This is a genomic window from Spirosoma lituiforme, assembly GCF_054776635.1.
On the sequence record NZ_BAAHBO010000002.1, the window covers coordinates 858,518 to 871,030 of the forward strand.

Sequence of the window (12,513 nt, forward strand, 5' to 3'; positions counted from 1 at the left end):
AGTCGCCTGTCATTTCAGATAGGCTTTCGCGCTACGCATACTCTCTACCATAAGCGCACGCATGACATTTACTTTTTGCTGCTGGTCTTTCAGGTAACGCATGGCCTGTTCCTGATCCAGCTTACCCAGTGTGTCGCCGTTGTACCCATGCATCCAGCCCATCATGGCCTCATCGGCTTTGGCGAGTGCACTCGTAACGGCCAACCCCTGCGCTTGTTGTCTGGTTACCTCCGCAGCGGGTAGTTGACTGGCTGTCGCATTCAGCTTCTGCTTCACCGCTTTCTGGAGCTGAATCAATGTACTCATATCAGCCATGGCACTGTCATGGACGGCCAGTACTGTTTTTTCCAGATCCGACACAGCGTCGGCGGTCGTAGCCTGGGTTTTGTGTTCAACCGGCGTATGGTTATGCTCGTCGGTTGTTGATCGGCAACTGCCCAGCAAAAGGGCAAGACCCAACAAGGTGCCCGTCAGTTTATTCATCATAAGTTTTGTTTGATTCATTGGTTTCCCAGTTATGCACAGCGCTCCCGGTAGCCGTCAATAGCAGGAGAGACCGGAAATGGCTCCCCTCTGGCAATTCCGTTCGTACATGAGCAGCTATCTACAGCAGAAATCTTGACACAGGATTTTAACTCAGCCGTTAGACGGCAGGGGCAAAAAATGGAGTTTGGTTCAGGCAGGCATACACCGGCATAGGCCAGCAATTGGTATGAACACTGCCGGTCTGGCAAGGACGTAATGGCCGACCATTGGCAGACAATGAACAACCAGCTATCTCCTGGAGAAATAGCCGAACAAAGCCAGAAAAACCGTCAGAATCGGGGTGGGCGGAGGAGCCTCGTGAAGGAAGAATCGTAAACGGGCAGCAGGTATACGAAATCGGGTAGCGTCGTCAGGTCCGGTTTAGCCCGGAAGGAAAACTGAAATCCCTCCTGGCAAAAGAGCTGCATAATGGGCATTTTCTGCACCCGTTCGGTTGTTTCCTTGTCTTGCCGGTCCTGCTGGGCTTTCAGACGTTTAGCCAGGTAGCACTTCCCATCGCAATGCAATTCGGGCTTATCCCGATTTTCGCACAAAACGCGGGCAATGTACTCTTTGTTGAGTTGATAGTGCGCGAGGATACCCCACGAGCTAACTGTAGGTAGCATCGTGGCCATCAGCAAACTATAAAGCACAACGATTCGCATGGAAACTAATTTGGCCAAAATTACGAATCAAACCAGTCAGTACAAGCATTTAGCCGCACCTATTCGAAACGTAGGCTGAGGACGATACGCTATTCGTCTGTTCTGACGATAGCGTTCCGGTCTGAATCCGTCAGAAACACAAGGTCTTCCATTCGCTCAGGCGTTATGGTCTTTCTCCTACTCACTATTACCGACGTAATGGGTCAGTCCTACTAAGTTTTATGAATATTTTCATAATGGCCCGATTTCGATAGTAATCCTCCCAATTACGATACCTAGTCTGCTCATTGAAGCATCACTTTTGCAGTAAAATAGAATTGATCTAAATAAAATGAAGCAACTCTCCTATACGTTATCGTTGTCTTTTAGTATAGTCCTGCTATTTTGTGGGCAAATCGTGGCTCAGACGCATGGGTCAATCAGTGGCAGCGTAAAAACAAGCGATGGTAACCCAGCCTCCTTCGTTAATGTGAGCCTGAAGGAAGTTCGTAAGGGAACGACGACAGCCGAAGACGGCACCTTCCAGCTGAAAGGAATTAACCCTGGCACCTACACCATGCAGGTGACCTTTGTGGGCCTTCAGACTCAGGAAAAATCCGTTACGGTAAACGCTGGTCAGCAAACAAATACCGATTTTGCTCTGGCCGAAAGTGCAGCTCAATTGAGCGAAGTAGAAGTAACGGGCAATAACCAAACGGTAACGCTCGGCAAAGCGGCCATTGCGCCATTGGACCTTCCCCAAATGTCGGGTGTGGTAAGCAGTGTGGTTATTGCCAATCAGCAGGCGTCGCGCCTGGGCGATGTGCTGAAAAACGTGAGTGGTGTATCTCTTACGCAGCAGCGGGGCGGGGTGGCCGAAACATTTTCGGCCCGTGGCTACAGTATCGGGATTGCCGGAGCAGGTGGCAGCATCTTTAAAAACGGAGTGATTTCCAACACGATGGGCTTTCCGGAAGCCAGTACGCTAGAATCAGTAGAAGTCCTGAAAGGAAGTTCGGCGCTGCTCTATGGCAACGTGTCGGGCGGTCTGATTATTAACATGGTCACCAAAAAGCCAAAATTTGAGCGGGGTGGTGAGGTGTCGATGCGGGTGGGTAGCTTCGGTCTTCTCAAACCCATCGTTGACGTATACGGACCGCTGGCCAAGAATCTGGCATTCCGGGTAGTGGGCACCTACGAAACGGCCAATAGCTACCGGGAGGTTGTCAAGACAAATCGACTGTATGTCAACCCATCGCTGCTCTACAAACTGGGCCAGAAAACGACGGTCCTGCTCCAGGGCGATTACCTGAAATCGGATCTGACACCCGACAACGGTATCGGCTCGCTAAACCTGAACCAGGATGCCATTATTCCCGACGTTCCCCGATCGCGGTTCATCAACACGCCCTGGGCCTACAACAACGTCAACCAGATCTCCGGCTCGCTCAACATCGACCATGCCTTTAACAATAACTGGAAACTGACCGCCATTGCCTCAGCCCAGGAAACTAAGGTTACCGCTTATGGTGCCGGGGTACCCAACAACAACGTATCGGCCACGGGCGACTGGACGCGCACGCTTAGCCGAACCATGACCAGCGAGAACAATGCTACGGGGCAGGTGAACCTCAATGGACGTTTCAACACGGGCGCTATTGGCCATCAGTTACTGGTGGGTGGCGATGTAGTTGGGATCGTTACCAAAAGTACAGCGTACACCGTTAATTACGGGACGGGGAAAACAGCCTACGACAAAATCAATACCCTGAATCCAAGTCTTTACGAAGCACGCACGGACATTCCCGATGCCACCGCAACAACCCGGACAACCTCCCCATCGACACGGTTGGGTTTCTACGTACAGGACCTGATTAGCCTGACCGATAAGTTTAAACTGCTGGCGGGTATCCGGTGGTCGCAGCAACGGACGGTGCAGACAACCATCCTCAACCAGCTGACGCAGATCGAAACGCGGGGCACCGCCGAAACCAAAACGGATGCGGCTTTTTCGCCCAAAGTGGCGCTGATGTACCAGCCGACCCGAAACACCTCGTTTTTCGGCAGTTATTCGAACAACTTCACCATCAATACGGGCGTCGATATTTACGGACAAATCCTGAAACCGTCCATTGTTGACCAGTTCGAAGCGGGTGTCAAAAATGAATTGTTCAACGGTCGGATCACAGCGAATGTTGGTGTTTACCACATCGTCAACAGCAATTTTGCGCAGATGGCACCGCTCAAAGCAGATGGTACAGCCAACGCCGATGCGAATGTGAAAGAGTTTACCGGTCAGACAACCAGCGATGGACTGGAAATTGACCTGACGGGTAATCTGTCAAGAAACGTCTACTTTATCACGGGTTACGGGTACAACAACATGCGGTACACCAGAACATCACTTGTAAAGGGCTCCCCCATTGAAGGCGAACGCCTGACCAACAACCCGGCCCACACAGCGAATGCCACCGTTTTCTACACGTTTGACCTGCCCCAGCTGAAAGGCTTAAAACTGGGGGCTTCCGCCTTCTACACAGGCAATCGGTTCGGTGGTAACAACAACACGTATGGGCAGACACCGGAATTTAGCCGTCTGATTCCGCTCACGGGCTTCACAACATTTGATCTGTCGGCAGGTTACTCGTTCCGCAAGATTTCGTTGCTGGCCAAAGTATCGAACATAACAAATACCTTAAACTACCTAATTCACGACCGCTACAGTATCATGCCGATTCCACCCCGGCAGTTTACAACGACCTTATCATACCGATTTTAGTAAAGCGAATGTTTTTGTCTGCGTCAAGCTCCGGTTTGACCCAGACGAAAACGCTAAGTCAAATTTAAGAACAGCATTGCTCCTTATTTAGACTGAATCTTATTAATTTGCAAGCCGATTGGGTATTGAGCCAATACCTAACTCAGCACATCAGCTTGTTAACTCCAGTACATACAAATGAAAAAATTAGCCATTGCCATTCTGGTAGGCATTGCCTTCTCCGCCCAGGCCCAGAAAAATGTGTTGCTGGACCAATCGTTCTGGCAGGGCAAGCCAGACGTAGGCCAGGTTAAAGCAGAGGTCGAAAAAGGCAATAGCCCGTCGCAGTTAAACGCAGCCAGTTTTGATCCCGTTGTCATGGCGATCAACGCGCAGGCGCCCAATGAAACCATTATCTATCTGTTGTCGCAACCGGGAAACGCTGTGAGCAAGCCCACCCACGATGGGCGCATTTACCTGCACTGGGCGGCCTACCGGGGCAATGCGGAGATTATGGAACACCTGATTGCCAAAGGATCAAAAGCCAATGTGGAGGACAGTCACGGTATGACACCGCTGAATTTTGCCGCGAGCACTGGTCAGCCAAATACGCAGGTATATGAGTTGTGCATCCGGAACGGAGCCGATCTGAAAAAAGACCTCAATCATGACGGCGCGAATGCCCTGCTGATGGCCATTGCCAACGATAAAGACCTCAAACTAACGGATTACTTTATCGCAAAAGGGCTGGATCTGAAGAGCACGGATGCTGCGGGTAATAACGCGTTCAGTTATGCCGCCCGAAGCGGTAACCTAAACACCCTGAAAGCACTGCAGCAACGGGGAGTTCCCGTCAATAATACGGCTCTGCTGATGGCCAGTCAGGGAAGCCGCCAGGGTCCTGCGCCCATCGAAACATTCCAGTATTTGGAAAGCCTGGGTATCAAGCCAACGGTAACAAACAAGGCGGGCGAAAATGTGCTGCACGCCCTGGTCCGCCGACCCAAACAAAACGAGCTGATCCAGCATTTTCTGGACAAGGGGGTTGATGTTAATCAGGCCGACGAAGAAGGTAACACACCCTTCATGAATGCTGCCGCAGCAAACCGGGACATTACGGTGCTGGAGATGCTGACGCCTACCGTAAAGAACATCAATCAGGCCAACCAGAAAGGAATAACCGCACTGGCTATGGCGGTTCGGGGCAACTCGCCCGACGTAGTCGGTTATCTGTTGAACAAAGGTGCCGATGTCAACGTGACCGACAAAAACGGGGATAATCTAGCGGCCTACCTGGTCCTGTCCTATAATCCAAACGCCAACAACGGCCCACAGGGCGGCCCGCGTCCGGAAGGGGGCCCCCGACCAGAGAGTTCTCGTCCGGAGGGTGGACCAAAAACCGATGCCTTTACCGAAAAACTAAACCTGCTTCAGGCAAAAGGTCTTGACATTAAGGCTCCGCAGAAAAACGGAAATACGTTGTATCATTTAGCCGTTGTCAAGAATGACCTGTCGCTGGTGAAACGGCTGGAACCTCTTCAGATCGACGTGAATGCTCGGAATAAAGACGGGGTAACCGCGCTGCACAAAGCGGCTATGGTATCGAAAGATGATGTCATGATGAAGTACCTGCTGTCAATTGGAGCGAAGAAAGACATCTCCACCAATTTTAAAGAGACCGCTTTCGATCTGGCCAGTGAAAACGAATCGCTGTCCAAAAACAACATATCCGTTAACTTCCTGAAATAAGACTATGTCTTCTCTGCCTAAAATTGGCTTCCTGGTACTGGCACTCGTTATGGCTGGCTCATCGGTTTCGTTTGCTCAACAAACGGGTACATCGCAGTACAAATGTATGATTCAGATGACCAACTACATGGGTGAAAAAGCCTACGTAGCCGTTTCGCTCATGAACGGAAAAGGTGCCTACGAAAAAACCATGTACGTGCTTGGCTCCGACAAAAAATGGTATCCCGACGTAAAGGCCTGGTATAAAGCGCTGGGCAAAAAAACGCCTACTATCAGCGCAATCAGTGGCGCGTCGGTGGCCGGTGGAGACCGCAGTGTTATCGTGCTGGAAATCGACAATGCCAAGCTCAACAAGGATTACAAACTACGGTTCGAAAGCGCGGTAGAAGACAAGGAGGATCACGTAAAAGACCTCGAAATTCCGCTCACAGCCGAAGCGCTTTCTACAAAAAGTGAGGGTACCGGCTTCATTCGTTACGTACGTTTCAGCCCTAATGCCAGCAACTGAGTTGTGGTAATGCGGTTGCGTCAGACACGTTGTCTTACTCAATAGGGACTCTCATTTATGACCATTTCTGTCTGGAGATACAGCCATTTAGCGTTGGCTGTATCTTCTTTTCTTTTACTGACGCTGGCTTCGCTGACAGGGATCCTTCTGGCGTTCGAGCCCGTATCGCAGAAACTCCTGCCCTATCGTGCCGACACTATTAACCAGCTCACGCTGGCCCAGACGCTGCCCGTTCTGAAAAAAAACTACCCTGAAATCAGTGAGCTGAGCCTTGATGCCAACCAGTTTGTCCAGATTAAAGCAAGTGATGATAACGGAAAAAATCTGGTTGCTTACGTTGATCCCCAGACAGGTAAAATCCTGGGTATTCCCAGTCCGCAATCTGAGTTCTTCCAGTGGGTTACCGCCTTGCACCGCTCGCTTTTCCTGCACGAAGCTGGTCGGTTTTTTATTGGCCTGACCGCGTTTTTACTACTGCTGATTACCGTATCCGGCACCATGCTGATCATTCAGCGTCAGCGGGGTGTGAAGCGATTTTTTACCCGGATTGTCCGCGACAATTTTGCCCAGTATTATCACGTCGTACTGGGGCGGCTGTCGCTGATTCCGATCTTCGTCATTGCCCTGTCCGGAACCTACCTTTCGCTGGCCCGCTTCGGTCTGGTGGGTAACGAAACGGTTTCGGCCAAAATCGACCTCAATGCCATTCAGTCGAAGCCTGAACGGACGCTGGCCGATTTTACGGTGTTCAAGAACACGCGACTGGCGGAAGTACAGAGTATCGAATTTCCTTTTTCGGAAGATGTCGAAGACTATTACACCGTGAAACTCAAAGACCGCGAACTGACGGTCAATCAGATCACGGGCGATATTCTCAGCGAGAACCGATACCCGACCGCGGTCTTGCTGACCAACCTGAGTCTGGATTTGCACACAGGCCGGGCAAGCGCCCTATGGGCACTCATTCTGGCCGTAGCGTCTGGAAATATTCTTTTTTTCATTTATTCCGGTTTTGCCATTACCTGGAAACGCCGAGCCAATCGGGCTAAAAACAAGTACACCGCCGACGAAAGCCAGTTCATTATTTTAGTTGGGTCGGAGAACGGGAGCACGTTTCGATTTGCCCAGCTCATTCATCAGCAGTTACTTAAGCAGGGGGATAAATCGTTTCTGACCGAGTGTAACAACTACACTGTTTTTCCCAAAGCCGAGCACCTGATTGTCTTAACGGCCACCTACGGGCTCGGGGAAGCGCCAACCAACGCGACCAAACTGGCGACCCTGATCGATAACTATCCGCAGTCGCAGTCGGTTCGTTACTCGGTGCTTGGGTTCGGGTCACGGTCCTATCCCGACTTCTGTCAGTATGCATTTGAGGTCAACCAGTTACTAGCCCGGCAGTCCTGGGCGCTTGCGCTGGTCGATGTCCATACAGTCAACGATCGATCGCCGGAAGATTTTGGTTTATGGGCCGAAGCCTGGTCGCAGCAAGCCAACCGCCCGATGCCGGTTTCGTCTGATGTATTGGCACCGGTACCCCGTTTTGATACACTGACCGTAACCAGCAATACCCAGGCCGCACAACCAGACGGCACTTTCCTGATTCGCATGCGGTCCCGTCGTCGGCGTAGGGTTACGTCCGGCGATTTGCTGGCTATTTACCCGGCCAATGACCACCGCGAACGACTGTATTCGATTGGGGTGCTGGAAAAAGAAATTCAGTTGAGCGTCAGACTACACGAACAGGGGCTGGGGTCCGGCTTCTTACACGGGTTAACGCCCGGCGAAACGATCCACGCCCGGATTGTCAACAATGATCATTTTCACTTCCCAAAGAGCGCACCGGCTGTGATCATGATCGCCAATGGCACGGGTATTGCTCCCTTTCTGGGCATGATCAGCCAGAATAAGCAACAGGTCCCCTGTCATTTGTATTGTGGTTTCCGACAAACGTCTTCCTTCGATGTTTACTGGGATTTCCTGGAAGAAAGCCGATCGGCCAAAAAACTCACGACTCTCCACGTTGCCTATTCGCGGGAAAACGGAAAACAATACGTTAGCAACCTGCTCGCCCGTGATGCCGAGTTTATCGCCAACACGTTGATGATGAATGGTGTATTGATGATCTGCGGCTCGTTGGCCATGCAAAAGGACGTCCTTGCCCTGCTCGAAACAATCTGCCAGACGAAACTGGGCAAATCCGTTAGCGTGTATCAGTCGCACGGCCAGATCCTGATGGATTGTTATTAAGCTAATGACCAACAGCACCGGCAGTACTTCCTACAAACGGCGCTGTTTAAATCCCAGGCCCGGAGAGGAGAAAATCCGTCCCTCATCGGTGATTAAGATGTAGTTGTACCGGGGGTATTTCCTGATCAGCTTCAACCCGGCGTTTTTGCCCAGCACCATGAGCGAGGTACTAAACCCGTTGGCCGTTTCGGCACTGGGCCCAAAGACCGTCACGCTGCTTACGCCCGTGGCCGGATAGCCCGTGCGGGGGTTGATGATGTGCGCGTATCGCTTGCCGTTGAACATGACAAATTTTTCGTAACTCCCGGAAGTCACAACGGCGCTCTGTCGCAACGGTACTACGGCGAAAATGGTATCGTTACGCAACGGGTTGGTGATGCCGATTGTCCAGTTGCTTCCATCCGGTTGTTTTCCCCAGGTACTCATATCACCCGATCCATTGACGATTCCGGCTTTAATCCCTTTGGCCAGCATCATGTCGCGGCAACGGTCAGTGGCATACCCCTCGCCCAGCGCGCCAAAGCCAATCTTCATGCCTTTCCGGTCCAGAAAAATGGTGGATTTTTCTTTGTCCAGCAGGATATGCTGGTAGCCTACCTTCTCCACCGATTTTCGAATAGCTTCAGGACTAGGCATGGCAGTCATGGAGCCATCGAATTTCCAAATTCGGTCCATAGCGGCAAAACTGATGTCGAATGCCCCGTTGGTGATATGAGAAAAATGAAGTGCCCGCTCCGTTAGGGCAAATACTTCGGGGTCTACCCGAACCGGGGCGATACCCGCATTTTTGTTGACCTGGGAAATTTGCGTATCAGGTCGCCAGTCAGAGATCAAATTTTCAATCCGCGTTACTTCGGCAATCACCGCGTCAATGTTTTGTTCGGCAGTGAGCGAGTCTGTAGCAATGATGGTAATATCAAATCGACTGCCCATCAATTTGACCGCTCGCTTTCTCGACACCTGGGCGGCAGCACTGAATCCCGATACAATCAGTACCAGCAGGACAAACATCTTCATGCGGCAAAAATCGGAAGTATTCGCGTTGCTGATACACCCATTCACAAGAATCATTTCGTTGAACAGCAAATGGAGGCTGATATAACGACGACATTCCTGATTCCGAGGGCATACGCTACCCTATTATTTTCGGGCCCTGACCTGAACGTCAATACAGCCTACAAGGTGTTCTCGGGTGGTGATGTATTAAATTCAACGGCGTCCATACAAGCGGTACATATACGCTGGGCACCCAATCGACAACCTTCACGCAACGCAGTATGGTAACCAGGGCGGGGGGAATTGCCGGACGCGGCTAGGTACGTACTGAATAAAAATAGTAACTACCCCTACCGTACGTATGAACCCCGCCTGTTTCGACACGGGCGGGGTTTCTTTTGTGAGGGTCAGGCGGTGCCGGGCGGATCATTACGGTCTATTGTTGAAATTACTCGTTTCTTCATATATAACCGGATGGCTCTGGTTTAAGTGAGCACGATACTCGCTAACTTGGCCCTCAATCCTTCTTCTCTCTTCGTTATTTATGCGCTATCTTCTACAAATCGGTTATCTCGGCTCACTTCTTTTCGTCCTCATCTCGGGCAGAAGCCTACAGGCTCAGGGGCAGGCAACGCCCGATTCAATAAAAGCAACCTTTAATTTTAAAAAAGCGCCCTGGTACGCCCGCTCCGTTCCCTTTTCCATTTACACGGGAGCCGGGAAAACCAGTGATCGGGTGGCACAAAACATTGAGATCGGCAAAACATTCGATGTGATTGACCTGGGAATTGCCTTCGGTCGAAATTCTTTGAGGCCCGATACGACCCTGTTTCTGGAGGGCAGGGTAACTATGGACGTGGCCAATTACGGCATCTTCGCCAACGAAATGGCGATTGGCGCAGGCCGGGTTTTCGACTCAAAAGGCAGTTTAATGCTGGAACTAAGCTACAACATTTTCGCCCAGATTGCGCCGAAACTCGGTTTTGGCATCACCACGGGTTACTACGATTTCAGCAATGACTCGTTCGATAGCTCCAAAACATTCTACGGATTTATTCTGCGTTACGGACTCCAGCGAACAGACTCCGGGGGTATTGTCGGGATGGCCCGGGGCGGCCGACGTATCCGGGCCCGACATGTGCATCGGTAGTCTTTTATCCAAGCACATGCTTTTACAGAACTTGACCGATTGGTAGCGGAACTGGCGGGTTGGACTGGTAAGTTTGCAGAACGAGTTGAAACCAGGCAACACTATGCCAAGCTCCCCTTTTGTAGCCAATGTTGGTAAAGGTTCCGATGTGTTCAAAACCCATGACGCGATGAAACGCTTCGCTCTTGGGGTTAGGTGCTGTAATTCCGGCAAACGCATTGATGTACCCCTGCCGACGCAGATACGCCAACAGAGTCGTGTAAAGCTGACGGGCAATACCCTGCCTGTGACCATCGGGGTGCACGTACACCGACGTTTCAACCGACCATTGATAAGCCGTTCGATCCCGGTGCTTTGACGCATACGCGTAGCCCAGCACCCGACCATCCCGTTCAGCAACTACGTATGGAAATTGGGTCTGAATGGCGCGGACGCGCTCTGAAAACTCGGCCAGCGTTGGCACTTCGTACTCAAACGAAACAACAGAGTTGGTGATGTATGACGCATAGATAGCCAGAATCGCGGGTACATCAGCAGGGGTAGCAAAGCGAATCGACATAACCTCAACGGGGGATTAAACTTCAGTCAGCAGCCATTGGGCAATCAGGAAATAAACGCCGATGCCAATCAGATCATTGGCCGTTGTAATAAACGGGCCTGAAGCGACCGCCGGATTGATGCCGACCTTATGAAGCAACAGTGGCGTTACGGTACCCATAAAGGAAGCCAGCAACACAACGGCCAGTAGCGACGAGGCAACGACAAAAAACAGACGCGGTTCGCCAATGATGAACGTGTAGATTCCCGCAATCAGACCCACTACCAGCCCATTGATTACCGCAACCATCAACGTTCGCAACAACCGCCGGCCCAGGCTCGTGCTCAGACCCGATGTATCGGCCAGGCTTTGTAAGATCAGTGAGGAGGTCTGAATACCGACGTTACCGCCCGTTGACCCGATAATGGGAATGAAAGCGGCCAGAGCTGCAATCTTGCCCAGTTCGCTCTGAAAGCCATTGATAACGGTTGCCGCCATCAGACTGCCCACCGCCCCCACCACGAGCCACGGCAATTGTACTTTCGACCGTCGCCAGATGTTGTCATCTTCCTCCACTTCGCCCGACAGACCGGAAATCACCTGGATATCCTCTTCAGCCTGATCGGTAATAACGTCTACCACGTCATCGATGGTGATCCGGCCCAATAACCGTTGCTGTACGTTCACAACCGGAAGGGCGTCCAGATCATACTTCCGCATAACTTCAGCCACTTCATCGACCGGCCGGTAAGTTTCCACAAAAACAATGTCGTCGTCGTAGATATCCGCGATTTTGGCGTTTTTCCGGGCCAGTACGATCTTCTTCAGCGATACCAGTCCGAGCAACTTGCCGACATCATCGACAACATAAATCGCATACACATTTTCAACGTCTTCGGCTTGCTGGCGAATCTCTTCGATACAGGCATTCACGGTCAGATTGACATTGATCCGAATGAGCTCCTTCTGCATCAGACTACCCGCCACGCCATCTTCGTAATGCAGCAAATCCAGGATAAACCGCGCCTGTTCCCGGTCTTCAAGTAGGCCAATCACTTCTTCCCGCACCTGAATGGGCTGCTGGTTCAGCACGTCTACCGCATCATCGGAGTCCATCTGGTTAATGAACGGGGCAATCTCAGCAGACGTAAACAGCTTGAGTAACGTGGTTCGCTCCGTCTGATCCAGATTCGCCAGAATTTCGGCCCCAACCGTTTTGTCGAGCAGGCTGAGCAAATAATGCGCCGATTCGGGTTCCAGTTCATCCAGAACTCCCGAAATATCCGCCGGGTACAATTCCTCCATCTCGACCCGAAGCAAGGCATCATCGCCCGCGTCAATGGCGGCCTGAATGGTATCGAGATAATCTTTAGTGAGTTCGAACGTCACGGTTTA

10 protein-coding genes are annotated in these 12,513 nt (G+C 51.4%); 5 read left to right on the forward strand and 5 right to left on the reverse strand.

The genetic code is table 11. From position 1 onward, the window contains the following. Window positions 1-9 precede the first annotated feature (9 nt). Window positions 10-504 carry a hypothetical protein gene (locus tag ACYU87_RS11950; protein ID WP_461134296.1) on the reverse strand — a complete coding sequence of 165 codons (495 nt, stop codon included), beginning with the start codon at window positions 502-504 and terminating at the stop codon, window positions 10-12. Between the two features lie 311 nt (window positions 505-815). Then, window positions 816-1,190 (reverse strand): hypothetical protein, encoded by a 375-nt coding sequence (locus tag ACYU87_RS11955; RefSeq protein WP_461134297.1) that lies wholly within the window; start codon window positions 1,188-1,190, stop codon window positions 816-818. A gap of 331 nt (window positions 1,191-1,521) precedes the next feature. Between ACYU87_RS11955 and ACYU87_RS11960 the strand changes: the two genes are divergently transcribed. The 4 genes from ACYU87_RS11960 to ACYU87_RS11975 all read left to right on the forward strand — a co-directional run bounded on the left by ACYU87_RS11960 (window position 1,522) and on the right by ACYU87_RS11975 (window position 8,434). Beyond that, window positions 1,522-3,948 (forward strand): TonB-dependent siderophore receptor, encoded by a 2,427-nt coding sequence (locus ACYU87_RS11960; protein WP_461134298.1) that lies wholly within the window; start codon window positions 1,522-1,524, stop codon window positions 3,946-3,948. A gap of 177 nt (window positions 3,949-4,125) precedes the next feature. After that, a complete protein-coding gene (locus ACYU87_RS11965; RefSeq protein ID WP_461134299.1) occupies window positions 4,126-5,676 on the forward strand; it encodes an ankyrin repeat domain-containing protein in 1,551 nt (516 codons plus the stop codon). A gap of 4 nt (window positions 5,677-5,680) precedes the next feature. Next, window positions 5,681-6,184, forward strand: coding sequence for a DUF2271 domain-containing protein (locus ACYU87_RS11970; RefSeq protein WP_461134300.1), 504 nt, complete (start codon window positions 5,681-5,683; stop codon window positions 6,182-6,184). Between the two features lie 57 nt (window positions 6,185-6,241). Further along, window positions 6,242-8,434 (forward strand): PepSY domain-containing protein, encoded by a 2,193-nt coding sequence (locus tag ACYU87_RS11975; RefSeq protein ID WP_461134301.1) that lies wholly within the window; start codon window positions 6,242-6,244, stop codon window positions 8,432-8,434. Between the two features lie 30 nt (window positions 8,435-8,464). On the opposite strand, the gene ACYU87_RS11980 is transcribed toward ACYU87_RS11975, so the two are convergent. Next, window positions 8,465-9,451 (reverse strand): FAD:protein FMN transferase, encoded by a 987-nt coding sequence (locus tag ACYU87_RS11980; protein WP_461134302.1) that lies wholly within the window; start codon window positions 9,449-9,451, stop codon window positions 8,465-8,467. A gap of 523 nt (window positions 9,452-9,974) precedes the next feature. On the opposite strand from ACYU87_RS11980, the gene ACYU87_RS11985 reads away from it, so the two are divergent. After that, window positions 9,975-10,580 (forward strand): hypothetical protein, encoded by a 606-nt coding sequence (locus ACYU87_RS11985; protein ID WP_461134303.1) that lies wholly within the window; start codon window positions 9,975-9,977, stop codon window positions 10,578-10,580. Window positions 10,581-10,602: 22 nt separating this feature from the next. Here the strand turns inward: ACYU87_RS11985 and ACYU87_RS11990 are convergent, their stop codons facing one another. Further along, window positions 10,603-11,139 carry a GNAT family N-acetyltransferase gene (locus ACYU87_RS11990; protein WP_461134304.1) on the reverse strand — a complete coding sequence of 179 codons (537 nt, stop codon included), beginning with the start codon at window positions 11,137-11,139 and terminating at the stop codon, window positions 10,603-10,605. A gap of 15 nt (window positions 11,140-11,154) precedes the next feature. Further along, window positions 11,155-12,507, reverse strand: coding sequence for a magnesium transporter (mgtE, locus tag ACYU87_RS11995; RefSeq protein ID WP_461134305.1), 1,353 nt, complete (start codon window positions 12,505-12,507; stop codon window positions 11,155-11,157). Window positions 12,508-12,513: the final 6 nt, after the last annotated feature.